At 69.5% G+C, this 24,811-nt stretch carries 29 protein-coding genes; 14 read left to right on the top strand and 15 right to left on the bottom strand.

The genetic code is table 11. The annotated features are described in order from the left end of the window. Positions 1-262: 262 nt before the first annotated feature. Positions 263-805 (top strand): putative phosphothreonine lyase domain-containing protein, encoded by a 543-nt coding sequence (locus tag NKG96_RS11960; RefSeq protein ID WP_254535180.1) that lies wholly within the window; start codon positions 263-265, stop codon positions 803-805. Positions 806-851: 46 nt separating this feature from the next. Here NKG96_RS11960 and NKG96_RS11955 read toward each other — a convergent pair whose 3' ends face one another. Continuing rightward, positions 852-1,856: a DNA replication complex subunit Gins51 gene (locus tag NKG96_RS11955; protein WP_254535179.1), complete on the bottom strand. Its 1,005-nt coding sequence runs from the start codon at positions 1,854-1,856 to the stop codon at positions 852-854. A gap of 17 nt (positions 1,857-1,873) precedes the next feature. Then, on the bottom strand, positions 1,874-3,061 hold the full coding sequence (gene priS / locus NKG96_RS11950) for a DNA primase small subunit PriS (RefSeq protein WP_254535178.1): 1,188 nt from the start codon (positions 3,059-3,061) through the stop codon (positions 1,874-1,876). Between the two features lie 85 nt (positions 3,062-3,146). Between priS and NKG96_RS11945 the strand changes: the two genes are divergently transcribed. Beyond that, complete coding sequence (locus NKG96_RS11945) at positions 3,147-5,429, top strand: hypothetical protein (RefSeq protein ID WP_254535177.1); 2,283 nt, start codon at positions 3,147-3,149, stop codon at positions 5,427-5,429. Positions 5,430-5,597: 168 nt separating this feature from the next. On the opposite strand, the gene NKG96_RS11940 is transcribed toward NKG96_RS11945, so the two are convergent. Continuing rightward, entirely contained in the window at positions 5,598-6,071 is a 474-nt protein-coding gene (locus tag NKG96_RS11940) for a GNAT family N-acetyltransferase (RefSeq protein WP_254535176.1), read from the bottom strand. Positions 6,072-6,171: 100 nt separating this feature from the next. Here NKG96_RS11940 and NKG96_RS11935 point away from each other — a divergent pair, with 100 nt between their 5' ends. Continuing rightward, entirely contained in the window at positions 6,172-6,993 is an 822-nt protein-coding gene (locus NKG96_RS11935) for a DUF502 domain-containing protein (RefSeq protein WP_254535175.1), read from the top strand. 2 nt (positions 6,994-6,995) lie between these two features. On the opposite strand, the gene NKG96_RS11930 is transcribed toward NKG96_RS11935, so the two are convergent. The 6 genes from NKG96_RS11930 to NKG96_RS11905 all read right to left on the bottom strand — a co-directional run bounded on the left by NKG96_RS11930 (position 6,996) and on the right by NKG96_RS11905 (position 12,408). Continuing rightward, the gene (locus tag NKG96_RS11930) at positions 6,996-7,355 is read right to left on the bottom strand and encodes a group I truncated hemoglobin (RefSeq protein WP_254535174.1); all 360 of its coding nucleotides are present in this window, start codon (positions 7,353-7,355) and stop codon (positions 6,996-6,998) included. A 69-nt stretch (positions 7,356-7,424) separates the two neighbouring features. Next, positions 7,425-8,087, bottom strand: a complete 663-nt coding sequence (locus NKG96_RS11925) for a helix-turn-helix domain-containing protein (RefSeq protein ID WP_254535173.1) — start codon at positions 8,085-8,087, stop codon at positions 7,425-7,427. Between the two features lie 67 nt (positions 8,088-8,154). Continuing rightward, positions 8,155-8,478: a DUF7969 family protein gene (locus NKG96_RS11920; protein WP_254535172.1), complete on the bottom strand. Its 324-nt coding sequence runs from the start codon at positions 8,476-8,478 to the stop codon at positions 8,155-8,157. Positions 8,479-8,527: 49 nt separating this feature from the next. Further along, a complete protein-coding gene (locus NKG96_RS11915; RefSeq protein WP_254535171.1) occupies positions 8,528-9,736 on the bottom strand; it encodes an acyl-CoA dehydrogenase family protein in 1,209 nt (402 codons plus the stop codon). Further along, the gene (locus tag NKG96_RS11910) at positions 9,736-10,305 is read right to left on the bottom strand and encodes an SCP2 sterol-binding domain-containing protein (RefSeq protein ID WP_254535170.1); all 570 of its coding nucleotides are present in this window, start codon (positions 10,303-10,305) and stop codon (positions 9,736-9,738) included. The genes NKG96_RS11915 and NKG96_RS11910 overlap by 1 nt, the downstream gene beginning before the upstream one ends. Before the next feature lie 93 nt (positions 10,306-10,398). Next, entirely contained in the window at positions 10,399-12,408 is a 2,010-nt protein-coding gene (locus NKG96_RS11905; protein WP_254535169.1) for an AMP-dependent synthetase/ligase, read from the bottom strand. A gap of 226 nt (positions 12,409-12,634) precedes the next feature. Between NKG96_RS11905 and NKG96_RS11900 the strand changes: the two genes are divergently transcribed. Next, the gene (locus NKG96_RS11900; protein WP_254535168.1) at positions 12,635-13,294 is read left to right on the top strand and encodes a helix-turn-helix domain-containing protein; all 660 of its coding nucleotides are present in this window, start codon (positions 12,635-12,637) and stop codon (positions 13,292-13,294) included. 52 nt (positions 13,295-13,346) lie between these two features. Continuing rightward, entirely contained in the window at positions 13,347-14,180 is an 834-nt protein-coding gene (locus tag NKG96_RS11895; RefSeq protein ID WP_254535167.1) for an eIF2B alpha/beta/delta subunit family protein, read from the top strand. Between the two features lie 38 nt (positions 14,181-14,218). Here NKG96_RS11895 and NKG96_RS11890 read toward each other — a convergent pair whose 3' ends face one another. The 3 genes from NKG96_RS11890 to NKG96_RS11880 form a co-directional block, all read right to left on the bottom strand. Next, positions 14,219-14,428, bottom strand: coding sequence for a DUF8106 domain-containing protein (locus NKG96_RS11890; protein ID WP_254535166.1), 210 nt, complete (start codon positions 14,426-14,428; stop codon positions 14,219-14,221). Positions 14,429-14,586: 158 nt separating this feature from the next. Continuing rightward, positions 14,587-15,264, bottom strand: coding sequence for a helix-turn-helix domain-containing protein (locus NKG96_RS11885; RefSeq protein WP_254535165.1), 678 nt, complete (start codon positions 15,262-15,264; stop codon positions 14,587-14,589). Between the two features lie 158 nt (positions 15,265-15,422). Next, positions 15,423-16,163, bottom strand: a complete 741-nt coding sequence (locus NKG96_RS11880; RefSeq protein WP_254535164.1) for a proteasome assembly chaperone family protein — start codon at positions 16,161-16,163, stop codon at positions 15,423-15,425. A gap of 75 nt (positions 16,164-16,238) precedes the next feature. On the opposite strand from NKG96_RS11880, the gene NKG96_RS11875 reads away from it, so the two are divergent. Then, on the top strand, positions 16,239-17,459 hold the full coding sequence (locus NKG96_RS11875; protein WP_254535163.1) for a mechanosensitive ion channel family protein: 1,221 nt from the start codon (positions 16,239-16,241) through the stop codon (positions 17,457-17,459). A gap of 2 nt (positions 17,460-17,461) precedes the next feature. Here the strand turns inward: NKG96_RS11875 and NKG96_RS11870 are convergent, their stop codons facing one another. Then, positions 17,462-17,860, bottom strand: a complete 399-nt coding sequence (locus tag NKG96_RS11870) for a universal stress protein (protein WP_254535162.1) — start codon at positions 17,858-17,860, stop codon at positions 17,462-17,464. Beyond that, on the bottom strand, positions 17,857-19,242 hold the full coding sequence (locus NKG96_RS11865; protein WP_254535161.1) for a bifunctional metallophosphatase/5'-nucleotidase: 1,386 nt from the start codon (positions 19,240-19,242) through the stop codon (positions 17,857-17,859). The genes NKG96_RS11870 and NKG96_RS11865 overlap by 4 nt, the downstream gene beginning before the upstream one ends. Before the next feature lie 76 nt (positions 19,243-19,318). Here NKG96_RS11865 and NKG96_RS11860 point away from each other — a divergent pair, with 76 nt between their 5' ends. The 8 genes from NKG96_RS11860 (at position 19,319) to NKG96_RS11825 (ending at position 24,338) form a co-directional block, all read left to right on the top strand. Then, a complete protein-coding gene (locus NKG96_RS11860; protein WP_254535160.1) occupies positions 19,319-19,555 on the top strand; it encodes a DUF5816 domain-containing protein in 237 nt (78 codons plus the stop codon). Between the two features lie 134 nt (positions 19,556-19,689). Then, positions 19,690-20,007 carry a DUF7116 family protein gene (locus NKG96_RS11855; protein WP_254535159.1) on the top strand — a complete coding sequence of 106 codons (318 nt, stop codon included), beginning with the start codon at positions 19,690-19,692 and terminating at the stop codon, positions 20,005-20,007. A gap of 30 nt (positions 20,008-20,037) precedes the next feature. Then, positions 20,038-21,159, top strand: coding sequence for a pyruvate dehydrogenase (acetyl-transferring) E1 component subunit alpha (pdhA, locus tag NKG96_RS11850; RefSeq protein WP_254535158.1), 1,122 nt, complete (start codon positions 20,038-20,040; stop codon positions 21,157-21,159). Positions 21,160-21,216: 57 nt separating this feature from the next. Then, positions 21,217-21,729, top strand: a complete 513-nt coding sequence (locus NKG96_RS11845; RefSeq protein ID WP_254535157.1) for an MOSC domain-containing protein — start codon at positions 21,217-21,219, stop codon at positions 21,727-21,729. Positions 21,730-21,810: 81 nt separating this feature from the next. After that, a complete protein-coding gene (locus NKG96_RS11840; RefSeq protein WP_254535156.1) occupies positions 21,811-22,758 on the top strand; it encodes a metal-dependent hydrolase in 948 nt (315 codons plus the stop codon). A 24-nt stretch (positions 22,759-22,782) separates the two neighbouring features. Then, positions 22,783-23,370 (top strand): hypothetical protein, encoded by a 588-nt coding sequence (locus NKG96_RS11835; protein ID WP_254535155.1) that lies wholly within the window; start codon positions 22,783-22,785, stop codon positions 23,368-23,370. 56 nt (positions 23,371-23,426) lie between these two features. After that, positions 23,427-24,062 (top strand): DUF2238 domain-containing protein, encoded by a 636-nt coding sequence (locus NKG96_RS11830; protein WP_368409310.1) that lies wholly within the window; start codon positions 23,427-23,429, stop codon positions 24,060-24,062. A gap of 66 nt (positions 24,063-24,128) precedes the next feature. Continuing rightward, positions 24,129-24,338, top strand: coding sequence for a dodecin (locus tag NKG96_RS11825; protein ID WP_254535153.1), 210 nt, complete (start codon positions 24,129-24,131; stop codon positions 24,336-24,338). 30 nt (positions 24,339-24,368) lie between these two features. Here NKG96_RS11825 and NKG96_RS11820 read toward each other — a convergent pair whose 3' ends face one another. Then, positions 24,369-24,731: a HesB/IscA family protein gene (locus tag NKG96_RS11820; protein WP_254535152.1), complete on the bottom strand. Its 363-nt coding sequence runs from the start codon at positions 24,729-24,731 to the stop codon at positions 24,369-24,371. Positions 24,732-24,811 lie beyond the last annotated feature (80 nt).

The raw sequence follows: 24,811 nt of genomic DNA, 5'->3' as shown, positions 1-24,811 counted from the left end.
GCTCGTTCGCGCGGACGCTGACTCCCTATCGAACCTGTCGGACGCTGGTATCGGACGATCGATCCCTTCGGGTCGTCCCGACCGAGTATCGGCCCGCGGGATTCTGATAGTCCGCGATTCGTTCGAGCCACTGTTGGACACGCGTTGAGAGTCGCTCGCCATTCGAGGGGCCGGGAGGAGGGTCCGACGACGGCAACTACAGTTTCACTTTCGCCCCGTCTGGCGAAGGTTGTCGTTTCGCCCGCGAGAGCGTCGACCGGAGATGCGATCACCGCTCGAAATCACCGAAGAGGGGGAGTACTGGCTCCGGAGTCGTGACGTCAGCGATTCGTCGACGGTTGGAGGCGAGGCGTACTTCGCCGAACACGACGTCACGCCAGCAGAGGAACTCACGGCCGAGGACCTCCCGCCGGCGGAGACCGAGGCCGTCCGGGAACTCGACCGGGAGGCACTCGACAGGGAACTCACCATCGGCAAGTGGCAGGTCACCGGGTCCGCGGAACGAGTCGACGAACTGTGGCCCAAACTCGTCGCCGACGCCGAAGCCGGCACCATCTGGGCGGTGAAAGCGATGACCGGGTTCGGGTACGAGGCGCTCTCGGTGTACGACGACTACGTTCTGACGGTCTATACGCCCAACTACTTCGACAGGGACGACGTCGGTCGAGTACGGGACCACCTCCGGGACGAACACCGGGTGACCCACAAACTGTGCTACAAACCCGACATCTACACGAAGAAGGGTGTCGTGGCGGAGTCGGCCGGCGAGTTCGGTCTCTCGCGTCCCGCCCGATACGTCGAATAGGTGGCTCGGAAAGCGGCGCCCGGGCTATCCAGCGGAAGTCCGCCGCTCAGTCCAGCCGTTCGGCGGCGTTCCGCTGGAGGAGAGGTTCGGCGTTGGCGCTCGGGAGCGTCACCACGTCCTCGCTCGCGAGGGTGTAGGAGCGCTCGTCGATGCCGAGAATCTCGCCGACGTCCTGCGTGATGCGAACCGTCGTCCGTTCGACGGCGTCCCGTTGGTCGGGTTCGTCCGAATCGCCCTCCACGTCGGGCGTCCGTCCGTCGTCGGGCGTCTCCGGCGCGGCGGTGGGCGCGCGTGCGGCGTCCGTCTCCGACGGCGTGTCCGGGGGCACCTGCCGGCTCTCGCTGTCGCGGGCCGCCTGCCCCGTCGGGTCGGCCCCCGCATCCGGCGGTACCTCGGCGGGGGACGGGTCGGTGCCTTCCTCCGACCCCGTGGGGTCGCTCGGCACGTCGCCACCCATCACGTCCGCCGCGCTGACGCTCTCAGTGGTCGGTTCGTCCGAGGGGTCCGCCCCGGCGTCGGCTCCGACGTCGCTCGCGTCGCTCGGCGTCTCGGGGGGCCGCCCGGCCTTCCGCGAGGGGTCGCCCTCCACGGAGTCGACCGGCGAGGTGTCGTCCGCCTCCGTCGCCGTCCCCTCCGACGACCGGTCCGTCGATTCGGTGGGGTCGCCCGCGACGACTTCGTCGAGGACGTGCGCGCGGTTGGCCTCGATGGTGTCGACCAGTCGCTCGAACACGTCCAGTTCCTCGGTGGTGAGTCCCGACGCGTCGGCGGCCATGCCCGCGGCGTCGAGGCTCGCCTGTTTGACGAGCTTGCCGATACGGCGCTCGTAGATGGCCTCGACGGTGCGCTCTGCGGTCTTGATGTCGTCGGTGAGCCGCCGCACCTCGGGGGCGTCGAAGGGGTCCTCGGCGGCCTCCGCGGCCCGCTCGCGCTCCTCGCGGAGCTGAGCGATGAAGCGGCCGGCCTCCTCGTAGAACGACTCGCGGAGTTGCTGGAGGCTGTCGGTCTGTCGCTCCCGGCTCTGGACCGATTGGAGTTCGTCGAGGTTCATTGGGTGTGGTACACTGGTTACTCCGCTTCGGTGGACTTCCGCGCGTGACCGCGTGCCATCAGGAAGACGCCCACGCTCTCCTTCACGGTGTTGATTCCCTCCGAGATATTATACGTTTCCCCGTCGAGTTCGACCACCCGCGCCGCGTCCGTCTCGACGGTGATGTCGTGCCCGCGGAACGTCTCGGGGACGGCGTCGACCAGCGGGTCGAAGTCGTCCAGTTCGTCGCGCTCGATGTGGCGCACCGCGAGGCCGCTCCCTCCGTGGAGGCTCCCGGGTAGGCGGATGAGCCGGTTGATGTCCGTCGTCACGGGCTCGTCGATGGGCGCGCCCTCCTCGGCGATGGCGTCCTCGAACAGCAGCCCCGCGAGCTTCCGGGTGTACTGCCCCGCGGCTTCGAGGTTGCCCGCTCGCAGCGCGTCGTAGTTGTCCGTCATCGCCTTCTGGAGCGTCGTCGCGCCCTTCTCGCCGATGCCGTCGTACTCGCGGAGGCGGGCGACCCCCTCGTCCTCGTCCAGTTCGCGCACCTCGTCGGCGACGGCGAGCAGTCGGCGGTGGACCCGCCGGCCCCACCCGCCGTCGGTGTGGAGGGTGCGCTTCTCGACGGGGTTCTTCAGGCCCATCCCCGACACCGTCTCGGTGCGGGTGAGTTGGGTCACGTCGTCCAGGCCGATGCCGCGCACGTAGTCGACGATTTCGCGGCGCTGGTCGCGACCCAGCCCCCGTATCGACTCGTCGCGGACGTGGACGTGGTAGCCCCGTCCGCCCGAGAAGACGACGGTGAGGTCCTCGAAGGCGAAGTCGTCCTCGAGGAAGTCCAGCAGGGCGTAGAGGGCGTCCTTGCACGTCGCGAGCATCGACGCGTAGGAGTCGGCCTCCGGGTCGACCCCCGGCAGATGGTCGGCGTCGAGGTCGAAGACGAGGTCCGACTCGCGCCAGCCCTTCTCGTCCATCGACCCGGCGCTCGGGTCGGCGTACCGGCCCGCGGAGAAGTAGACGTGGCGGGGGCGCTCGCTGGCGAGGAAGGCGTCGAGCGCCCCGATGTCGAGGTGCGACTGGTGGCGGACCATCGTCGTCCCCTCGCCCGCCGTGAAGGGGATGTGCCCCCACTCGCGTTCGTCGGCGGCGGGCGGCAGGTCGACCGAGCCCCGCCGGTAGTGGTCGCCGAAGCGTCCCCGGAGGTACTCGCGCGTCCGCTGGTCCATCTATCAATCCGTCCGGGCGAGGCGGTATGAAGGCGTCGGGTTCATAGCCGAAACATTCAGGAATCTGTGATTATACGATAGACCAATGATTCGTTCGGCGGCCACGTATCTCCTCGTACTCCTCCTCGTGACCAGCGGGGCGGCCGTCCCGGTGGCGGCGTCCGGCGCTGCCCCGGCGGCCTCCCCGCTCTCGAACGCGTCGACAGCTAGTGGCTTCAGCACGGCCGCGCCAGAGACGGCCTCGCTCGCCCCTGTCGGGACGAGCGGCGGGACAATCGCGGCCCGGTACGAGGTCACGCGGGTCGACGGCGGGGCGGTCCGCGTCCGCATGGTCGTCCGGACCCCGTCGAACCTCGCCAGCCTGACCGCGGACCTCCCGGACGGCGTCCGGGTCGAGTCGACCGACGGGTTCGGGCGCACGGGCGAGGGGACCTACGAGTGGTCCGGCGGGTCGCCGTCGTCCATCACGTACGTCGTCGACCTGGGGAGCGACCCGGACGTCCCCTCCGGCCCCGACTGGATGCTCGTCGACCGCTGGGACGTCAGCGGCTACCTCAGCTGGTCTTACTGGGGGAGCGCCCCCGACTACGACGCACAGGTAGCGCTCGGCCCGAACCAGTCCGGGACCGTCGGGTCGACGATGGCACTGCTCGGGGAGACCACCGAGACGAGCGACCGGTCGACCGACCAGGAGTTCCGCGTCGTCGTCTCGGACGAGGCCGGTATGCGACACGGGACCGACGAACTGTTCGACGTCCTGCACGCCGCCAACGAGGGGCTGGCCGTCGGAGCCCGCGACGACCGGGTGAACCTCTTCTACGTCCCCTCCATCCCCCGGTACGCGGGCTGGGCGAGCGGGAACCCGACCGGCGGCGAACACGACGTCACCGTCGAGGCCGGCGTCTGGAAACTGGTCACCGTCCACGAGTACGTCCACACGCGCCAGGCGTTCGCCCACACCGGCGAGATGGGCTGGGTCGTCGAGGGGAGCGCCGACTACTACGAGTACCTCATCGGCCTCCACAACGGTGACATCTCGTACGCGGAGTTCCACCGACGCGTGACGACCGACCGGGACGCGGGCGCGACGCTCACCGACCCGGACACGTGGGCGGACTGGCACACGAAGTACACCAAGGGTCGTCGCGTCGTCGCGGCGCTCGACGCCCGCCTCCGCGAGGAGACCGGGGGCGAGGCCTCCTTCCAGGACGTCTTCTACCGGATGAACACCCACGACGAGGTGCTCACCTACGACGCCTTCCGCGGCATCGTCGTCGACGTGGGCGGGGACTCCTTCGGCCCGTGGCTGGACCGGTACGTCGACGGGAGCGACGCCCCGCCCGTCCCCGACGACCGCTCGCTGTTCACCTCGACCGTCGTCGCGGACAGCGACAGCGACGGCCTCCCCGACACCGAGGAGCGCGCCCTCGGGACCGACGCACTGACGCCCGACACGGACGGCGACGACCTGAGCGACGGCACCGAGGTCGAGATCGGGAGCGACCCGCTCGTCGGCGACACGGACGACGACACGCTCACCGACCGCGACGAGTACGACCGCGGGACCGACCCCACCTCGAACGATACGGACGGCGACGGGCTGAACGACGGGAGCGAAGTCCGGATGGAACTGGACCCGCTCACGCCGGACACGGACGGTGACGGCCTCCCGGACGGCGACGAGGTCGACCGGGGGAGCAACCCAAGGAAGACCGACACGGACGGCGACGGTCTGGACGACGCGTTCGAGGCGGACGTCGGCACCGACCCGACCGCGGCGGACACGGACGACGACGGCCTCGACGACGCCGCGGAGTCCGCCGGCCCGACCAGTACGACCCGCGCGGACACGGACGGTGACGGTCTGGACGACGGAGCGGAACTCGACCGCGGGACGGACCCCGTCGTCGCGGACACGGACGGCGACGGCCTGCCCGACGGCGAGGAGGTCGACATCGGGAGCGACCCACTGCGCGTGGACACGGACGGCGACGGCCTCGACGACGGCCGCGAGGTGGACGTCGGCACTGACCCGACGGAGACGGACACGGACGGCGACGGCCTCGACGACGGTACCGAGCGCGACGGTCCGACGGACCCGCTGGCGGACGACACGGACGGTGACGGCCTCTCGGACGGTAACGAGACCACGCGGGGGAGCGACCCACTGCGCGTGGACACGGACGGCGACGGCCTCCCGGACGGCATCGAGGACGGCCTCGACACGGACCTCGCCGTGACTGACACCGACGGCGACGGGTACGACGACGCCCACGAGGACGACATCGGCACCGACCCGACGGCGGACACGGGCGGCATCGAGCACTTCTTCGCCGACCTCGCCGCGTCGCTCCGCGGCCTGTTCTGACCCTCGGCACCCTCATCGGCGCCAGCGGCGTCCCTCCTCGAGATGCACACCGTCGCACTCGCGGACGCCGAGGGGTACGCCCGGCCCGACTACGTCTTCAAGAGCCTCTCGGGTGCGCTCGAAACCGAGGGGCTCGCGCTCAACTCCCGACGAGGAAAACGGTGCGTTCTAGAAGCCCATGAACCGCGAGAGCTTGTCGCGGAAGCCGGCCTCGCCGAGGCTGAGGTAGTAGGCGTCGCCGCCGTCCTCGTAGTAGCCGTTGACGCGGCGCTTGACCTCGAAGCCGAGGTGTTCGTAGAAGTCGAGGGCGTTGTGGTTCGTGGTCCGGGCGTGGCAGGTCACCGAGGAGTGGTTGTCGGCGACGGTGGCCACGAGGCGTTTCCCGTAGCCGCTGCCGCGGTACTCGGGGGTGACGGCGAGAAAGAGGATGTAGCCGTCGCGACGGGTGGCGGCGAACGCGACCAGTTCGTCCTCGCAGACGTAGCAGTAGACCGTCGAGCGGCGGTAGGCGTCGGTGAAGAACCCGCGTCGCTGCTTGAGGACCCCCTCCCCCGTGCGAATGCGCTCTTTCAGGTCCCAGGCTTCGTCCACGTAGGCGTCGTGGCCGGGGGCGACGACGCGGGACTCGACGTTGACGCTCACTAGGATACGTATTCCGTCGCTCGAATATAATTCCACCGGGGTGTGGAACCCCGATTGCAGGCCCTACGACTTTTAGTCTGTGCACTGGAATACGACGTACATGGGGCTGGACGACGGTGATGTCGGGACTGTGGAGTTACGGAAGGGGATGCGCCAGCGCGTCCGGGACTGGATGGTCACGGGCGCGGCGCTGGTCATCCCGATTCTGGTGACGGTGGTCGTCCTCGCGGCCATCGTCAACTTCGTCTCGAAGACGATGGACCCGATGGTGAACGTCCTCGCGACGTCGCTCGGGTTTGTCAAGGCCGACACGCAGGTCGACCGGGCGTTCGTGAAGGTTGCCGCCATCGTCGTGGTGTTCGGGGCGACGCTGGTCGTCGGCGTCGTCGCCAACACCGAACCCACGAACGGCAGGTTCGCCGACGTGTTCCACGAGGGGATGGAGCGCATCCCCGCCGTCGGTTCCATCTACTCCGGGTTCCGCCAGATGAGCGAGGTGGTCGTCGAGAGCGACGTGGACAGCTTTCAGGACGTGAAACTCGTCGAGTTCCCCACCAAGGGGTCGTATACCATCGCGTTCGTCACGGCCGACACGCCGAGCAACGTCGAACAGGCGGCGGGTCACCCGGACATGGTGACGCTGTTCATGCCGATGGCCCCGAACCCGGTGATGGGTGGGTACGTCCTCCACGTCGACCGCTCCCGGGTCGTCGACATCGACATGACCGTCGAGGAGGGCGTCCAGTCCATCGTCACCAGCGGGGTGACCGTCAACGGCGACCAGTCGGCCCGGGAACTCTCCCCGGAACGCCTCCGGTCGATGGGGCTCTCGGCGGGGAACAGCGGCCTCGTCGGGCACGACGGCGACGCCGACGCGACCGACCAGGTCCCACAGCAGGACCCCGGCGAGCGAGCGGAGTAGCCCTACCGGTCGAGGACGGGGGCCTTCAGCGCGGCCACCTCCGTCATGATGGCATCGACGTTCTCCTCCCCGACGCCGTTGTCACGGAGTGCCCCTTCGAGGTACGTCGCGACGGCGTCGAAGTCCGCCTCCGCGATGTCGAGGTGGTCGTGCGCCTCGCGCATGTCCTGGCCGGAGTAGTCGGCGGGACCGCCGGCGACGGAACTGACGAACTGCACCTGGTGGGCGCGGAGTTCCTGCATGTCGTACCCCTCGAAGTAGCCGACGAGGTCGTCGTCCGACAGCACCCGGTCGTAGAAGTCGTCGACGACGGCTTCGACCGCCTCACGACCGCCAATCTCTCGGTAGATGGACTCTGCCATTCTCGAGTGGGACTCCGGGCGAGCGCGGCATACCCCCTGTCGCTAGCTCCTGTGGGTCTATAAGTGGGGTCACGCCTCCCGCGGCGCGTCGTCCGGCGTCCCCTCGTCGAGAAACTGGTCGAGGAGCTTCGCCTGCGCCGTCGCGAGGTGTTCGCCGAACGTCGCCACCGCGATGTCGAGTGCCGCCGCGACGTCGGTGGCGGTTGCCCCCCGAGGCCGGTCGAAGTACCCCATCTCGTGGGCGGTCCGGAACACCTCGTACTGGCGCTCGGTGAACGCCGAGCGGTCCACGACGACCAGTCTGCGGTCGTCGCCGTCGGTCGACCGGGTGAGCCGTTGCACCCGGACGCACTCACAGCAGGCCCGGAGGTCGGCGACGATGGGCCGTATCGACGCCACCGACGGGACGATGAACGAGAGGCGGAGCGTGCCGTCCTCGGCGCGCGTCTCGCGAACCGGACAGCCACGCGCCGGGAGTCGGGTACACGGGCACTCGCCGTCACTCTCGAAGCGGTAGACCGTCCGGTCGCCGTCTGCGAACACGCGTTCGACCTCGTTGGGAAGCGACTCGTCGGCGACGGGGCCGCGTACCGTCGCCTCCCCGACGCTGTCGCCCGCCGTCGTGCGCGCGGCGGTGGTCACCGACTCGACGGTGACCTCCTCGCTCAGCGCGGCCGCCGGGCAGGTCTCGACGCCGTCGACGGCGAGTTGGACGTGGATTCCGTCTCCCATGCCCCGACCGACGGGCCGCCCGGACTAATGTGACGTGGCTGCCCGTCCCGCGGGCCGACCGGTCGGGTCACCGCCGGAAGTCGAAGTTCGGCGCGTCCTCCGGGCGAAGGGGGGCGTCGCCGGGCACCTCACGGCCCTCCTCGTACCTGACGAAGCTCAGGTAGAACGTGTTCCCACAGCCCTCGCCCTCGGTCTCGCTGGCCCCGCAGACGAACTCGACGCCGTCGGCGTCCGGTTCCCCGTCGTCCACGTCCGTGAAGTCGTAGGCGGGGACGTACTCCCACCCCGTCAGGGGGTCCTCGGTGACCGACTTGTCCGCGAGGTAGCCCTCGCGGGCCAGCGTGACGACCACATCGCAGTAGGGACAGGTGTAGCGGACCGGGAAGCTCACGCCCGAACTACGACGTCGGGGGAGGTAAACCGCACGTCCGGAAGTCGGGTCAGTCGTAGGCGCTCACGCCGGTCAGTTCCTTGCCGACGACGAGTTGCTGAATCTCGGTGGTGCCGTCCGGGATGGTCAGCACACGGGCGTCCCGGTAGTAGCGTTCGAGACGGTTCTCGGTCTTCAGGCCCTCGCCGCCGAACACCTGGATTGCCTCGTCGGTCACCTCCTTGGCGGTTTCACAGCAGTAGCCCTTCGCCAGCGAGGAGAGGCGCCGGGCGTCGGAGTCGCCATCTTCCAGCGCCTCGGCGGCCCTGCGGGCCAGTCCGCGCGACGATTCGAGGCCCGCGTTCATCTCGTACAGTTTCCGCTGGACGAGCTGGTGGCCCGCGATGGGGCTCCCGAACGTCTCGCGCTCGGTGGTGTAGTCGAGCGCCTCCTCGAAGGCCGCCCGCATGATGCCGACGGCCATGAACGCCATCCCCGTCCGCATGAACGAGAACGTCGCGTTGAGCGGTTTCTGCTCCATGAACAGCTGGGTGACGCTCGGCGGGAACGGGACGATGTCGTCCATGTCGTTTCCCTCGCGGATGGCGTTCGACACCATCGTCGAGAAGCGGTTCTCGGCGGGGACGCGGACCCCGTCGAACTCCATCAGGGCGTTCGGGACGCCCTTCCAGCCGAGTTTCGAGAGCGTCTCCGTCTCGAAGCCGTCGTACTCGGTGTCGAGGAGGAACATGTCCTGTGCGCCCGACTCCTCGTCGTGGGCGACGACGAGGGCGACGTCCGCGATGCCGCCGTTGCCCACCCACGTCTTCGCGCCGTCGACGACGAACTCGTCGCCGTCGCGTCGGGCGGTCGTCCGGGGGCGCGCCGTGTCGCTCCCGCCGCTCGGTTCGGTGACGCCGAGACAGCCCAGACACTCGCCGGCTTCGAGTGCGGGGAGGTGCGCTTCGCGGGTGTGCTCGCTCGCGAAGCGGACGAACAGCGCGGGAAACGACATCTGGATGGCGACGTTGAGCGAGGGCCACACCCGCGAGAGTTCCTCGCTCGCGATGGCGAAGCGCCACACGTCCCCGAAGTACTCGGGGGCCGTCTCGGGGTCGAAGCCCACCCCGAGGTCCCGCAGGTCGTCGAGGTAGCCGAGCAACTCCGCACGGCTCATCGGTCCGTTCGCGTCGCGTTCGTCCACGACGGGGTCGATTTCGCGCTCCAGATACCCGCTGAGGTCGTCGCGGAACGCCCGCTGGTCGTCGGTCAGGCGCATTACCCGGACTGGGGGATGTTGTCGGCGAGGTCGTTCATGATGGGGGCGAGGCGGGTGCCCTTCTGGACCGGGCCGTCCATCTGGTACTGCTGGGTGAGGAAGCCCTGGATGGGGTCGACGCTCCCCGTGACGAGGCCGACGAGGACGTCAGCCGGGCCGTCGATTTCGAGCGTCGGGTCGTCGAGCAGCCCCGCACCGCCCGTGATGACCTGTTCGTCCCCGTCGACGGTGAGGTGGCCGTCCATCTCGCAGTCGGTCGCCCGGAAGTTGACGGTGATGTCCTCCCCGATGCTCTCCTGGACCTCCGGGGACTCCCGGACGAGCACCTCCATCCCCGTCCAGAGCAGTTCCTGGAACTGGTCTGCCACCTCGGGGTGGTCGTCGACGAACCCCGCGATGTCCATCGTCTCCATCCGGCGGACGAGTCGCCCGAAGATCGCGGGGTGCTCGCGCACCAGGTCCTCCGTCCGCCCCTCCATCGATTCGAGCAGGTTGGGCAGGTCGTCGGCGAGTTTCTCGTCGGACTGGTCGAGTGCGCTCTCGAGTCGCGTGACGGTGTCGTCTGTCATGGTGGGTCGCCGGACCCCGCGTGCGGTGGGGTTCCGACGACTGATTGTGGGGACGGGAGGGCCATCGGACTGGCCCGTCACATGAACGGTGGTTTAAGTGGCGGCCTCGGGTGCGGCGCGTCGGTCCTCGCCGTAGAGGCGGTCGATGCGGTCGGCGAACTGCTCGCGGACGTTCCGGCGCTTGGTCTTCATCGAGGGCGTGAGGAGGTCGTTCTCGGCCGTCCACTCCACGGGGACGAGTTCGAACGCCCCGATGCGCTCGTGTTTCGGGCGGCCCTCGTTGACGCGGTCGACCTCCTCGCGTATCCACGACCGGACTCGCTCGTCGTCACAGCGCGCCTCGGGGTCCGCGGGGAGGTCGAGTCCCTCCCGGTCGGCCCACCGCTCGACGGCCTCCCAGTCCGGGACGACCAGCGCACCGAGGAACTTCCGGTCGTCGCCGACGACCATCACCTGCTCGACCCGGTCGCTGGTGGCGAAGGCGCTCTCTATCGGCTGTGGCGCGACGTTCTTCCCCGTCGAGAGCACGAGCACCTGCTTCAACCGGTCGTGGTAGGTCAGGTAGCCGTCGGGGCTCCGCTCGACGATGTCGCCGGTCCGGAAGTAGCCGTCGTCGGTGAACGCCGCCGCCGTCGCGTCGGGGCGGTTCCAGTACCCCCGCGTCACGTTCGGTCCCTTCACGAGCAGTTCGCCGACCGGGTCGTCGGCCGCCGTCCGGCGCTCCTCGCCGACGACGGACTCGTCGAGTCGCACCTCGCAGCCGACGACGGGCGGGCCGAGCGTCCCGTGTCGGGGGTCCTCGGCGGGGTTCACGGCGACGACGGGCGACGTCTCCGTCAGGCCGTACCCCTGGTTGATGGGGACGGCCATCCCGTCGAACAGTTCGGTCAGTTCGCGGGCGATGGCCCCGCCGCCGCTCATGAACGCCTGAATCTCGCCGCCGAGGTCCTCGCGGACCTGCGAGTAGACGAGGCGGTCCGCGACGGCGTGGCGCGCCCGGAGGCCCACTCCAGGGTCCTCGGTGCGGGTGAACTCGCGGGCGACGTCCAGCGCCCACTCGACGACTCGCTCCTTCACGGCGGACCCGCTGGCCTCCTCGTGCACCCGGTCGTAGATGCGCTCGTACACCCGCGGGACGCTGGTGACGGTGTCGGGCGAGACGGCTTTCAGGTCCTCCGCGACGGTGTCGGTCGACTCGGCGTAGGCGACCGTGGCCCCCGAAGCCAGCGGGAGGAAGTGTCCCGCCGTCCGCTCGTAGACGTGCGCCAGCGGGAGGAAGGAGAGCGTCCGGCCGTCGCTGTCCACGACGGGCATGTCCGCGGGCTTGTCGGGACGTGGCCCGAAGCGCCTGCGCAACTGGTCGACGTTCGACTTGAGGTTGCGGTGGGTGAGTTCGACGCCCTTGGGCTTACCTGTCGTCCCCGAGGTGTAGATGAGACTCGCGAGGTCCCCGGGCGAGCGCTCGTCGAGCCACGACGCGTACGCGTCGTGGTCGAACGCCTCCCGGCCCCGTTCGTACACCGCCCGCAGCGAGACGACGTCGTCGCGATCGGACTCCTCGACCTCGTTCGCCTCGTCCATCACGACGACGAAGGAGAGGTCGAGGTCGTCCTCGACTTCGAGCACCCGGTCGAGCAACTCGGCGTTCTCCACCACCACGCCCGTCGCGCCCGGGTCCGAGAGGAGATATCGAGCGCGCTCGGGCGGCGACTCGGTGTACACCGTCGAGACGACGCCGCCCGCCGCGAGCAGGGCGAAGTCACACTGCGCCCACTCCACCCGGGTGTCCGCACAGAGGCCCACCCGGTCCCCGGACGAGACGCCCAGTTCCCGGAACCCCGCCGCGAGGTGGTGGACAACCTCGCCCATCCGCCGGTAGGTGAGCGCCGCGAACTCGCCGTCCGGGGCCGACGGGAACGCCACGTCCGCGAGCGACCGGTCGTACACCCCTCCCTTGTACCACTGGGCGTTCGCGCCGGCGTTCCGGTCGACGCTCGCCTCGAACATCTCGGGGAGGGTGTCGTCGCCGGTGACCTCGTCGGTGTACGCCCGTTCGGCGGCCCGCCAGTTCGCGTCCGGCGTCCGCCACTGTCGGGACGCCACGGTCAGTCCCCCCCGCGCGGGACGCCCGCCCGCGCCGTCGTGTTCGCCGTCGATTCCTCCCCCCGCCGGTCGGTACCGTGTCGCATCGTCGGTGAGTCGAGCGTCCGTGGCAAGCCGGTTTCGCGTCACATCTGTGGGGCTATTTACCGGCGACGGGGCGGGCGCGACAAGTACGCCCGGCTATCGGCGGCACCGGAGTCAACTCCCGCTGGCCGGACGGAGTACCATGCGGTTCGTCACCTACCTGCTCATCCCGCTGGACGGGGAACTCCATCCTATCGAGGGGGCCATCGCGGACGCCCCGGCCATCGAACGGCGCGCCATCCACCACTTCAGGATGCTCGACGACGGCACGGCGGTCACCCTGTACGAACTCGCGGGCGACCGGGACCGGGCCGACGCCGTCGTCGGCGGGTGTCCCTCCGTGCACGCACACGACGTCTCGGCGTCGGGCGACCGACTGTACTGTCACGTCCGGTTCGACCCGAACGACCTGACCGGACGCGTGTACGGCGTCGCCCAGACGAACGACCTCGTCCTCGACATGCCCATCCGCTACACCGACCGGGGGGCGTTGCGGATGACGGCCATCGGCGAACTGGCCACGTTCCGTGAGGCGACCCGACAGATACCCGACGGCGTCGGCCTGCGCCTCCTGCAGACCGGCGAGTACACCCCCGACGGCGGGGAGCTGTACGCACAGCTCACGGAGCGCCAACAGGAGACGCTCCGGGCGGCCGTCGCCGCGGGCTACTACGAGGAGCCACGACGGGTGACCTACCGGGACATCGCCGAGGAACTGGGTATCGCGCCGGGGACCGTCGGCGAACACCTGCGGAAGGCGGAGTCGGCGGTGTTCACGAGCATCACGCCCTCCACGGGGTGACGGGACGGGCAGACCCAGAAGGGCTTTCCCCCGAACGGGCGAGGTAGGCCCAATGATAGACGAGACCGTCGAGGAGATACGCGAGATGCAGACGCACAGTTCGTCCGTCGTCGCCGTGAAGGCCGCACGGGCGCTGGCGTCGCTGGTCGACCGCGAGGCCACCACCGTCGAGGAGTACGTCCGTGACCTCGAACGCAACTCCAGCGTCCTCCGGCGGGCGAACCCCTCCCACGCCTCACTGTACACGACACAGCGTGAAATCGTCGAGACCGTCATCGACGCCGACCCGGAGAGCGTCGAGGAGGCGAAGCGCCTCACCGCGGAGGCCGCCGAGGCGGTCGTCGAGCGGGTCGAGACGGCGAAACACCGCGCCGCGGAGAACGGTGCGGCCCTGCTCGAGGACGGGACGACCATCCTCACCCACGACTACTCCTCGACGGTCATCGAGGCCGTCGAACTCGCCGCCCGCGACGGGGCGCACTTGACGGTGTACGTCACCGAGGCCCGCCCGCGGTACCTCGGTCGGAAGGCGGCGCGGACGCTCGCCGGGATGGACCGCGTCGAGACGCACCTCCTCATCGACAGCGCCAACGGGTTCGTCCTCCCCGAGTGCGACCACGTCGTCATCGGCATGGACTGCATCGTCGGCGACACCCTCTACAACCGCATCGGGACGTTCCCGCTCGCCGCCACCGCGGAGGAGGTGGGCGTCCCCGTCACCGTCGTCGGGTCCGGCGCGAAGATCATTGAGGATGGCTTCGTCTTCGAGAACGAGTTCCGCTCGCCGAGCGAGGTGATGCGCGAACCCGCCGAGGGGTTCACCATCGAGAATCCCGCCTACGACGAGACGCCGATGCGCCTCGTCAGCGACGTCGTCACCGACTGACCCTCACCAGCTGACGCCCGCCGACGCCAGTGCGCCCGTCACTCGAAAACCGGCTGGACGGTCAGCGTCGTCCCGCAGACCGGACACTCGTAGGCGAGCGCACGTCGGTCGCTCTCGCGTCGGGGGCTGACCTCCCAGTCCCCCTCGTCGCCCGCGAGGCTCTCGTGGCCGCAGGTCGGGCAGAACAGCGTCGCCTTCGGCCGCCCGTCGCTGTCGGGGGACCGTCGGCGGAGGCGCGTCGAACTCATTAGCTCGAACTACGCCACGAATCGGTAAATGTCTGGTGACTCCACACGGTAATATCGACCATCATCGACCGTTAGCGACTCTCTCGCACGTGGTCGGCGTTCGCGTCACGGACCGTCTCGCCACCGGTTATCCCGACACCGGGTGGCGCGGGTCGGGGTCAGCGGGGCCTCCCGACCGGCGGCGGCCGCGCTTTGGTGTCGGGGTTGAGCGTGTTCTCGACGAGGCGCTTCACCCCGCGCCGGAACCGCTGTGAGGCCGCGGTGTCGGAGACGTCGAGTTCCCGCCCGAGGTCCTGAAGCGTGTTCTCGCGGGGGACGTCGAGGTAGCCGAGTTCGACCGCCGCACGGAGCGTCTCCAGTTGCTCCGTGGTCAGGCCGAACTGCTCGCCGTCGCGTCCGGGTCGCTCCTCGTAGACGCGATGGATGGTGTAGCCGAGGCCCGTCGTCCGGCAGTGGTCGAAGAAGTGGTCCACCGTGGTCTGCTCGGGGAAGGCGACCCGCGCCTCCCACCCCTCCGCGGTCCCCGCGAGTGACTGGAGGAGACAGCCCAGTTCGACCAGCAGCAGGTAGGTCCCGTCGAGGGCGTCGCCCACCATCTCCACCTGGTAGAGACGACGACCACCCACCTCGGCGGTCTCCGACCACCGGTTCACCGTCGGGTCCGACGCCATCCCCGCTTCCAGGATCTCGATGTCACCCCCTTCCGCCCACAGGAGCGTGACGATGCGGCCGTCCCCGAGCGCGTCCGTCTGCTCCCAGGAGAGCGTCACTCCGGGTGCCTCGTTCAGCGTCTCACGCAGGAGCGGGTGGTCGATGGAGAACTCGATGATTATCATGGTCAATGGCAGATTACGCCTTGATGCAAAGGTACAACATGCGCTATACATATAGGTTGGGAGCGATTCTCATCGAGGAGTGTTCCGGGGTTCGAATCGTGCTCACGCATCGCGGTTCGACGGCCGTGTGAGGGGGTGCAGGGTCGGCCTACGGGTCGTCACATGTACATCCGGTCGTCCGGCTGTGGCGTCGGGTCGTCCCGTTGCATGCGCTCGGCGAGGTCCGCGTAGTACCGCTGGACCTCGCTGGCGAACGACTCCAGTGGTTCGACGTCGACGTCGAGGTCGTAGACGGTCGCGGCGGCGTCGAGCAGGCGGAGTGCGGCCTCGACGTCCGGCGTCTGGGCGTGGGCGGGGGTTGCGAAGACGCCGACGCGGAGCGCGGTGTCGAGGCCGCGCTGGACCAGCGCCGCGTTCACTCCGTCGAGGAACCCGCCGCCCATCGGAGGGATGTCGTGGTCGGCCAGTCGGTGCTCGCGGTAGTCGTCGGTGGCGACGAAGTACGTCTGGTGTTCCTCGGGGCCGTGGGCGGTGGGGACTCCCGAGAGCACCGCGAGTTCCTCGACGGAGCGCTCGGCCCAGTCGAGGACGCTGTCGCTGAATGGTTTCGCCATCTGGCGCGGGATGAACAGTTCGCCGACGAGGACGCTGAGGTCGGCGTCGTCCGACGAGAAGATGCGCGTGTGGTGGCGCGGCCGCCCGTCCTCGAAGGGAGTGATGGCGGGCAGTTCACCGGCGGTGATGTGGCCCGTCTGTTCCAAGCCCAGTTGCTTGACGAGGTAGTCGGCGGCCGTGAGGCCGGCCAGTCCGTACTCGGCGAACCCACACAAGAGGACGTCGCCGGGCGTCTCCTCGTGGCGCACGTCGAAGGTCGACTGCTCGGGCGGAGTCGCGGGCATGCCTGAGAGAGCGCGGGCCGCGGCCTTAGTTTCGCGGGTCGCAACCCTTTTTCCCCCGTCGGGAGAGCGCCGAGTATGGGACAGGAGGGGAACGGTACCGCGACCGGGAACGGGACGGGGACGCCCGGGAACGGGTCCGGGGCAGTCACCGTCGAGGACCCCCCGAACGCCTCGGTCGGCGGCAACGTCACGGACGAGGTAAACCAGTTGCTCCCCGAGTGGTTCCAGATCCCCCAACTCGTCATCCAACTCGGCCTCTCCGCGCTCATCCTCCTGCTGGCGTGGTACGCCTCCCGGTACGTCAACCAGATGCTCGGCCGGCGCATCGCCCGCCGGTTCAAGCGGCCGAGCGTCTCGCGGACCATCCTGCGGCTCATCCGCCTCGGCATCTTCCTCGTCGCCTTCTCCATCATCTTCGGGACGGTGTTCGGACTGGGGCTCGGCAACGTCGCCCTCTCGGTGACGGTGTTCTCCGCCGTCATCGGTGTCGTCCTCGCGCCCATCGTCGGGAGCATCATCTCGGGGCTGTTCGTCCTCGCGGACCAGCCCTACGAGGTGGGCGACATGATCCAACTGGTCGACCGGGACACCACCGGGTTCGTCGAGGACATCACGCTCCGCTACACGAAGATATTCACGCTCGACAACACGTTCCTCGTCGTCCCGAACGGGTCGATGCGCGAGCGCGACGTGGTGAACTTCTCGGCGGAGGACCCCCGCGTTCGTCTCCGCCTCGACGTGCAGGTCACCTACGAGGGTGACTTAGACGAGGCGCGCAAACTCATCGAGGACGCCGCCCGCGAGTGCGAGAGCGTCATCGAGGGCGGCCCGGACATCCGCATCGGGAGCGCCCGCTACCCCGCCGCGCCGACCTGCTACATCGAGTCGTTCGCGGACCACGGCATCCTCCTGCGCCTGCGCTACTGGGTCCGCGAACCGTACAAACTGCTGACGATGCGCTCGCGCGTCCAGGAGAAGGTCTGGGAGCGCCTCGACGACGCGGACGTGACCATCGCCTACCCCCACTCGCACGTCGTCTTCGACGACACGAGCGGGCAGTTGCGGGTGGCGATGGACGACCGGAACGACGGACGGTCGCTCCCGCCGCGCCTCGACCCCTCCACGGAGGGCCTCCCGGCCCCGAACGGCGCGGGACGACCCGAGGGGGACGTATCGGACGAGCCAACGACGGCGGGGAGCACGCGAACGTCCGGTAGTGGGGACGACCGCGACGGGGAGTCGTCGGGCGGGTCTCGGTCGCCCCCGCCGAGTGCGACCGACCTCGGCGACGAGTGAGCCTACCCGACGGTGACGACCTCGCAGTCGAGGGACTCCTTCAGGAACCGCTCGACGTCGGGGTCGTCGGTCAGGCGGCGGAACATCCGCCGCCAGCGCGAGGCCTGCTTGCGCCCGATGACGACCACGTCGGCGTCCTCGGCGGCCACCTCGTCGAGGATGGACTCCTCGACGAGAAAGCCCGACCGGACGACATAGCGGGCGTGCGACTGGCGGCCGATGACCGCCTCGGCGGCGCGCTTCAGTTCGCTCCGGGTGACGTGTTCGTTGTTCTGATAGAGGTTGACGTGGAGGACGGTGAGTTCCGCGTCGCGCTCCTGGGCGATGCGCCACCCCTCGCTGAGCGTCTCCTTCGAGTGCTCCGACAGCGGGTACCGGACCGGGACGACGACGAGCGTCATCGTCCCTCCGTCCGGGGGGCCGGTTCGGCCCGCCCCGCGAGGTCGATGCGTCCCGACAGTTCGGGGTCGATACCCTCCTCCCGCGCGTAGGCGGCCAGCACCTCGTACTGCGTGTCGAGGGTCCCGATGCGGTGTTCGGGGACGAGCGTCGGGAACTCCGCGGGCGTCCGGAGCAGGAAGTCGTTCGTCGCGACGGTGTAGGTGGCGTCCGGGTCGAGGGGGTCGCCGCCGACGGTCACCCCGCACAGTTCGCGGGCGTCGGTGTCGTAGGTGACGGAACAGCCGCTGACGTGAGCCGTCCAGCGGTCCTCACCGTGGGGGGCGCGGTAGGCCTCCTCGAACAGGCCCCGGAGGGCGCGCCCCGAGAGTTCGGCCACGGAGACGGGTTCGCCGAACGGCACGACGCTGACGAGGTCGGCGACGGTCACCTCGCCCACCAGCGGTGGGCCGTCGCGGATGCCCCCGGCGTTGTGGAGGCCCACGTCGCTCCCGGCGGCCCAGCGGTAGGCGTCCGCGACGACGTTCCCGATGCGACACTCGCCCGACGTGCGCAGTTCGCGGGTGCGCTCGACGGGCCAGTCGGGGTCGACGTGTCCGACCACCTCGTCCAGTCCCGTCTCGCCCGCCAGGCGCTCGAACTCTGCGAGCAGGTCCGTGTCGGGCGTGGCGTCGGCGACGGGGTGGACGGTCGTCTCGCCGGTGGCGAGGTCGACTTCCATCACCCGGTGGCCGTTGGGGCCGGGTCGGGTACAGGGCGTCCCCGCCACTACCTCGGCCCGCTCGGCGTGGACGTGCCCGCCGAGGACGGCGTCCAGGTCGAAGCGACGGGCGAGTTCGTCGTCGCCCGCCCCGAGGTGCGAGAGGACGACGAGGTACTCCGCCCCCCGCTCTCGCATCCGGCCGATCTCGCGCCCCACCGCCTCGACGGGGTCGGTCGCGCGCACGGTGCCCACCTCCGTGGTGAGGTCCGTCGCGGCGGGGTCGATGACGCCCGTGAGGCCGACGCGCGCGCCGTCACACTCGACGACGACGGAGCGTTCGACGCCCGCCGCCGCACCGAACGGGTCGCCCTCGACGGAGAGGTTCGCGCTCACCCACCGCTGGGGGGACTCGCGGACGAGTTCGCGGGTCCTGTCCGGTCCGTAGTCGAAGTCGTGGTTGCCGAAGGTGTCGGCGTCCGGACGCACTCGCTCGAAGAACGGGAGCGCCTGTCGGCCCCGCGAGACGAGCGAGAGCACGCCCGGCGCGGTGTTGTCGCCGGACCCGCAGACGAGCGTGCGGTCGTCGCGCAGTTCGGCGATGCGGCCCGCCAACCGGGCGAGGCGGTCCGGGTGGTCGTAGACGCCCTCGATGTCCGAGTAGTGGAGGACCCGCGGAGTCATTGGCTCGTGCGACGGCCGGGGGTCCTAAAGACACATCGACCGAGGAGCATTTATCCCGCGGCGCGCGAGTGGGGCCATGGAGGCGCGTACCTACGACGGCGAGACGCTCTACGTGGCCCCGAACGAACCCGAACGCGGGTCGAAGGGACCCTTCTACGTGGTCTACCGAACCGACGACGCCCAGCGACGCTGGGGCTTCTTCTGCTCGAACTGCGACACCTTCGACACCGCCGTCGACGCGATGGGCCGCATCCAGTGTAACGACTGTGCGAACCTCCACAAGGCCGAGGAGTGGGACGCCGCCCACGAGTAGGTTCGCGGTCGGGCCCGTCTCCCCGCCACGTCGTCGCCTGTGAGAAAGAGCGTTCGAGTGACACGTCCGGCGGCGGCGAAGTCATGCCACACTGTGCCAAAGTATTTATCCAGGGATGTGGTATCCCCATACGAATGGGGGTCGTTAGCACACCGCTGTTGGACGAAGCGCGTTCGATCTTCACCGACCTCGGTTACACCGTAACCGAACTCGGGTCCGAACTCCGGGCCGAGCGCAAGTGGCGCATCGTCTATATCACGGCCGACGCCCCGGACGAGGTGTCCGAGGACGTCGACCTCCGCTGTTTCGTGGCGAGCGCGAATCGCGCGACACGTCTGCGCGACGACCTGCTCGATAGGGCGCCCGACTACGACTGGGCGGTGATGAGTCTCGACGGTAGCGGGACCTACGAGATACTCCACCCGCAGGCGAGTCAGGCGCTCCCGACATAGTGATACCATAGCGCCGTGTGAGTTCACGGCATGGCCACGACCGAGCAGTCGCTTTTCGACCGCGCTCCGGGCGACCCGTACCGCGTCCTCGACGAGGACGGGCGGGTCGTCGACGGTGCGACGGTCCCGGACCTCGCCGACGAGCAACTCCTCGCGATGTACCGCGAGATGCGGACGGCGCGACACTTCGACGAGCGGATGGTCAGCCTCCAGCGACAGGGCCGCATCGGGACGTACTCGCCGCTCGCGGGACAGGAGGCGGCACAGGTCGCCTCGACGCACGCCCTCCGCGAGGACGACTGGATCTCCTACCAGTACCGCGAACACGGCGCGGTGGTCGTCCGCGGCCTCACGCCGGAGTACGTCCGCTACTGGATGGGCTACGAGGAAGGGAACGCCTCCCTCGTCGACCAGCACATCGTCCCGCTGAACATCTCCATCGCGGGGCACATCCCGCACGCGACGGGGATGGCGTGGGCCGCGAAGCTGAAGGGCGACGACCGGGTCGTGGCCTGTCACTTCGGGGACGGCGCGACGAGCGAGGGCGACTTCCACGAGGGGCTGAACTTCGCGGGCGTCTTCGACACCCCCTCGGTGTTCTTCTGTCACAACAACCAGTGGGCCATCTCGGTCCCCCGCGATCGCCAGACGGCGAGTGCGACCATCGCCCAGAAGGCGGACGCCTACGGATTCAACGGTGTGCAGGTCGACGGGATGGACCCGCTCGCCTCCTACGCCGTCTCGCGCGCCGCGGTCGAGAAGGCCCGAAATCCGGCGGACGGCGAGGCCCGCCCCACCCTCGTGGAGACCCTCCTCTATCGCTTCGGGGCGCACACCACCGCCGACGACCCGACGGCCTACCGCGACGAGGCGGAGGTCGAGGCGTGGCGCGAGAAGGACCCCATCCCGCGCTTCGAGGCGTTCCTCCGTGACCGGGACCTGCTGGACGACGAGCGAGTCGCGACCATCGAGGACGAAATCGAGGAGGAAGTCGCCGCCGTGGTCCGCGAGGCCGAGGACGTGGAACCGGACCCAGCGGATCTCTTCGCGGACGCCTACGCCGAGGAGACGCCGCGAATCCGCGAACAGCGGGAGTACCTCGAACGACTCCGGGAGCGCCACGGCGACGACGCCCTCCTACGCGACGAGTAGCGTCCGACACCCGAGCCCGGGCGCGAGGGCTTTGCCGACGTGTCACCTCCGGTGGGTATGGGACGCGTCGAAGCGGTGTTCACCGCGAGCGAGGACTCGGCACCGATGGAGCGACACGAGCGAAGTGAGGCCGTCGAGGGCGGACTGGCGGGCGACCGCTACCTCCTCGGGACGGGCTACTACTCCCCGTTCGACGTCTGCGAGGTCACGTTCGTCGAGGGTGAGGCACTCGACGCCATCCGCGAGGAGTTCGACATCGACCTCTCCGACGGTCGGCACCGGCGGAACGTCGTCACGCGCGGCGTCACCCTCCACGACCTCCTCGGGACGACGTTCCGCGTCGGCGAGGTGGCGTTCCGGGGCACCCGCCCCCGCCCGCCGTGTGCGCACGTCGAGGACGTGGCGGACGAGGAGGGCGTCACGCGAGCGCTCTCGAACCGGCGCGGGGGTATCTGCGCCGACGTGGTGACGCCGGGCGTCCTGCGCGTCGGCGACGAAATCGAGATTCTGGAGGGAACGGCCCGCGAGGAGGGCGCTCGCGTCGTCGAACGCCTGCGCCGCGGGGAGTAGGGGGAACTCGACGACGGGTGAGCGGCGTGCTACCGCCGGACGCGGCGAGTGGCTTATGCTCCGGAAGTCGTTAGGGGAGCCGTGTTCCTCGGGCACGGACTGGTGGCGTTCGCGCTCGTCGCGGCCGCCGCCGCGCGGGTCGGGTGGCCCCGCGAGCGAGCGCTCGCACTCGGCCTCGTCGCCGCCCTGTTCGGCCTCCTCCCGGACGTGGACATGGTGTACGCGCCGGTCGGACTGCTCGCCGCCGACGGCGGGCCGCTGGCGCTCGCGGAAGGGTTCTGGGCGGCCAGCACGCTCGTCCACCGCGCCGTGACCCACTCGCTCCCCGTCGCCCTCGTCGCCGCCGTCGGGTTCGCCGCGTGGCGACGAACCGACGCCCCCGGACGCGCCGTCGCGCTGGCGCTCCTGTCGGCGCTGGTCCTCGTCGCCGGCGCCGAGAGCGGCTTTCTGGGTGCCGTCGCGATGGGGGCGTTCGTCGTCGCCGGCCTCCTCGTGACGGGCTACGCCGGACGGCTCGACGTCTCCCCGTGGCCGGTGTTCGCGGCGGGGTTCGTTGGTCTCGTCGGCCACCCCTTCGGCGACCTGTTCACCGGCCACCCGCCCGCCTTTCTCTACCCGTTCGACGCGACGCTGTTCGCGACGCGCGTGACGCTCAGCGGCGACCCGACGGTCCACCTGCTGGGGGCGATGGCACTCGAACTGGCGACGTTCTGGGCCGCCGCGGTCGTCTACTTCGACCTGACGGGCCGGGCCGTCCGGACCCACCTCGGTCGGTCGGCGGCGCTCGGCGTGGGCTACGCCGGGGCGGTCCTCGCCGTCCCCGCCCCGACGCTCGGCCTCTCGTACCCGTTCGTCTTCACCGTCCTCGGCCTCGGCGTGGGCTGTGCCGTCCTCGTCGCCGGCCACGGGCGGGTGTACGGCCGGGCGCGCCGGGCGCTCGCGCTGTCGGCGGTGCTGACCTCGCTCGCGGCCGTCACCGTCGCCACGTTCGCCTACGCGACGGCGTATCTCATCGTCGCGTGGCTTTAGTAGTCCGGCGCGCGGAGAGGAAGTATGGACCGGTCGGACATCGGGCGTATCGTCGAGGACGCCCGACTGAACGCCGCACTCGGCTGGATACTGGTGGCGCTCGTCCTCGTGGCCGCCGGCGTGAACCTCGCCAACGGTGACCGCCTCTGGGCCGGGTTCGCGCTCTGTGTCGCCCTCGTCGCCGTCGTCCCGGCGCTCTTCTTGCGCTCGCCGCGGTCGATGCTCCCGTGGGAGGTGCTCGTCCTCGCGGCCTTCCCGTTGCTCGCCCGCCCGTTCGGCGGCCCCGGCGTCAGCGACGTCGCCACCTACCTCTCGGTGGCGGCCATCGCGCTGCTCGTCGCCGTCGAGTTGCACGTCTTCACCCCCGTCGAGATGACCCACTCCTTCGCCGTCTTCTTCGTCGTCGTGGCGACGATGGCCACGGCGGGCATCTGGGCCGTCGTCCGCTGGACGGCGGACATCTACCTCGGGACGGGGTTCGCCCTCGACGAACGGGCGCTCATGCTGGAGTTCGTCGCCTCCACCGTCGCGGGCGTCGGCGCCGGCGTCGTCTTCGAGTTCTACTTCCGGCGCTACGTCCACGGCGAGGAGCGACTGGAGGTGGAGCTGTGAGGGTCCGCGAGGCGCTCGGGCTGAGCGAGCGGGCGCAACACCGCCTGACGTGGGCGATGGAGGTGGGACTCGTCGCCATCCTCGCCGCCGGAATCTGGCTCGGGAACACCGGTATCATCGTCAACGCGGGTATCGCGCTCCTCGTCGCCCAGTTGCCCCCGATTCTCGAACGGGACTACCACATTCCGATGGACGTGGGAGTCACGCTCTGGATAACGACGGCCGTCTTCCTCCACGCGCTCGGGACGGTACCTCTCCCGGCCTGGTTCGTCGAGTTCGTCGGGGCTGCCCCCGAAGGGGTGGCGTACGCGACGCTGTACAGTTCGGGTGGCTGGTGGGACCACCTCACTCACTCGCTGTCGGCGTCCATCGTCGCCGGTGTGGGCTACGCTACGGCGCGGGCGTTCGACGAACACTCCGAGGGCGTCGACCTCCCACCGGAGTTCATGTTCGTCTACCTGCTCCTGTTCGTCGTCGCCTTCGGCGTCCTCTGGGAGGTCATCGAGTTCGTCATCGGCGAGGCCGCCGTCCACTTCGGGATGGGGTCGGTGCTCACCCAGTACGGCCTCGCGGACACGATGCTCGACCTCGTGTTCAACCTCCTCGGCGGGCTCGTCGTCGCCGTCTGGGGCACCGCCTACCTCACGGACGTCGCCGACGCCATCGGCCAGCGACTCTCCGCGTCGGGCTGAGCGATAGCGGCGAGCCAGTCCCGGGGCGACCACACTTATGGGTCGTGCGGGAGTACCGCCGGTGCGATGGTATACAAGAAGATCACGCTCATCGGGTCCAGTTCAGAGAGCTTCGACGCGGCGACCGACGACGCCCTCGACCGGGCGAAGAGCACGCTCGACAACGTCGCCTGGATGGAAGTGAAGGAACTCGGCGTGGAGGTGGCGAGCGCCGACGGTCACGAGTATCAGGCGACCGTCGAGGTGGCGTTCCGTCTCGAAGACCACGACGAGTAGCCCACCCGTAGAACAGCCGATTTTTCCGGACTACGTCCTGAACGACTCGCCGCAGCCACACTCGCTGACGACGTTCGGGTTCTCGACGTGGAAGCCCGCGCCCTGCAGCCCCGACTCGAAGTCGAGGCGCGACCCGCCGATGTAGTTCATGCTGGCGGGGTCGACGAACACGCGCAGGCCGTGGTGTTCGTAGATGGTGTCGTCGGCTTCCGGTTCGTCGTCGAAGCGCATCCCGTAGGAGAGGCCCGCGCAGCCTCCCTGCTGGACGAACAGACGGAGACCGGCGACGCCCGAGTCGAGGCCCTCGCCGTCGAGAAGGTCGAGAGCTTGCTGGGCCGCCGTCTCCGTCACCTCGATGGTCGGGTCGGCGGCCTCGGCGGTCGTGCTACTCATACCCGGACGTACCCACTCCGACGTGTTAACCCTGACGCCGATCCGAGGAACTCGTCGCTCACGCGGCGACGGGTTCCGAT

It is taken from the genome of Halomarina litorea (genome assembly GCF_024227715.1).
Taxonomy (GTDB): Archaea; Halobacteriota; Halobacteria; order Halobacteriales; family Haloarculaceae; genus Halomarina; species Halomarina litorea.
Note: the sequence above shows the minus strand (reverse complement) of the source record. Positions and strands in the feature narration are given on the sequence as shown.

Coding starts and splice junctions, on each gene's coding strand:
- NKG96_RS11960 (WP_254535180.1), top strand. CDS start 263: ATGCGATCACCGCTCGAAATCACCGAAGAGGGGGAGTACTGGCTCCGG.
- NKG96_RS11955 (WP_254535179.1), bottom strand. CDS start 1,856: ATGAACCTCGACGAACTCCAATCGGTCCAGAGCCGGGAGCGACAGACC.
- priS (WP_254535178.1), bottom strand. CDS start 3,061: ATGGACCAGCGGACGCGCGAGTACCTCCGGGGACGCTTCGGCGACCAC.
- NKG96_RS11945 (WP_254535177.1), top strand. CDS start 3,147: ATGATTCGTTCGGCGGCCACGTATCTCCTCGTACTCCTCCTCGTGACC.
- NKG96_RS11935 (WP_254535175.1), top strand. CDS start 6,172: ATGGGGCTGGACGACGGTGATGTCGGGACTGTGGAGTTACGGAAGGGG.
- NKG96_RS11930 (WP_254535174.1), bottom strand. CDS start 7,355: ATGGCAGAGTCCATCTACCGAGAGATTGGCGGTCGTGAGGCGGTCGAA.
- NKG96_RS11925 (WP_254535173.1), bottom strand. CDS start 8,087: ATGGGAGACGGAATCCACGTCCAACTCGCCGTCGACGGCGTCGAGACC.
- NKG96_RS11915 (WP_254535171.1), bottom strand. CDS start 9,736: ATGCGCCTGACCGACGACCAGCGGGCGTTCCGCGACGACCTCAGCGGG.
- NKG96_RS11910 (WP_254535170.1), bottom strand. CDS start 10,305: ATGACAGACGACACCGTCACGCGACTCGAGAGCGCACTCGACCAGTCC.
- NKG96_RS11900 (WP_254535168.1), top strand. CDS start 12,635: ATGCGGTTCGTCACCTACCTGCTCATCCCGCTGGACGGGGAACTCCAT.
- NKG96_RS11895 (WP_254535167.1), top strand. CDS start 13,347: ATGATAGACGAGACCGTCGAGGAGATACGCGAGATGCAGACGCACAGT.
- NKG96_RS11890 (WP_254535166.1), bottom strand. CDS start 14,428: ATGAGTTCGACGCGCCTCCGCCGACGGTCCCCCGACAGCGACGGGCGG.
- NKG96_RS11885 (WP_254535165.1), bottom strand. CDS start 15,264: ATGATAATCATCGAGTTCTCCATCGACCACCCGCTCCTGCGTGAGACG.
- NKG96_RS11880 (WP_254535164.1), bottom strand. CDS start 16,163: ATGCCCGCGACTCCGCCCGAGCAGTCGACCTTCGACGTGCGCCACGAG.
- NKG96_RS11875 (WP_254535163.1), top strand. CDS start 16,239: ATGGGACAGGAGGGGAACGGTACCGCGACCGGGAACGGGACGGGGACG.
- NKG96_RS11870 (WP_254535162.1), bottom strand. CDS start 17,860: ATGACGCTCGTCGTCGTCCCGGTCCGGTACCCGCTGTCGGAGCACTCG.
- NKG96_RS11865 (WP_254535161.1), bottom strand. CDS start 19,242: ATGACTCCGCGGGTCCTCCACTACTCGGACATCGAGGGCGTCTACGAC.
- NKG96_RS11860 (WP_254535160.1), top strand. CDS start 19,319: ATGGAGGCGCGTACCTACGACGGCGAGACGCTCTACGTGGCCCCGAAC.
- NKG96_RS11855 (WP_254535159.1), top strand. CDS start 19,690: ATGGGGGTCGTTAGCACACCGCTGTTGGACGAAGCGCGTTCGATCTTC.
- pdhA (WP_254535158.1), top strand. CDS start 20,038: ATGGCCACGACCGAGCAGTCGCTTTTCGACCGCGCTCCGGGCGACCCG.
- NKG96_RS11845 (WP_254535157.1), top strand. CDS start 21,217: ATGGGACGCGTCGAAGCGGTGTTCACCGCGAGCGAGGACTCGGCACCG.
- NKG96_RS11835 (WP_254535155.1), top strand. CDS start 22,783: ATGGACCGGTCGGACATCGGGCGTATCGTCGAGGACGCCCGACTGAAC.
- NKG96_RS11830 (WP_368409310.1), top strand. CDS start 23,427: ATGGAGGTGGGACTCGTCGCCATCCTCGCCGCCGGAATCTGGCTCGGG.
- NKG96_RS11825 (WP_254535153.1), top strand. CDS start 24,129: ATGGTATACAAGAAGATCACGCTCATCGGGTCCAGTTCAGAGAGCTTC.
- NKG96_RS11820 (WP_254535152.1), bottom strand. CDS start 24,731: ATGAGTAGCACGACCGCCGAGGCCGCCGACCCGACCATCGAGGTGACG.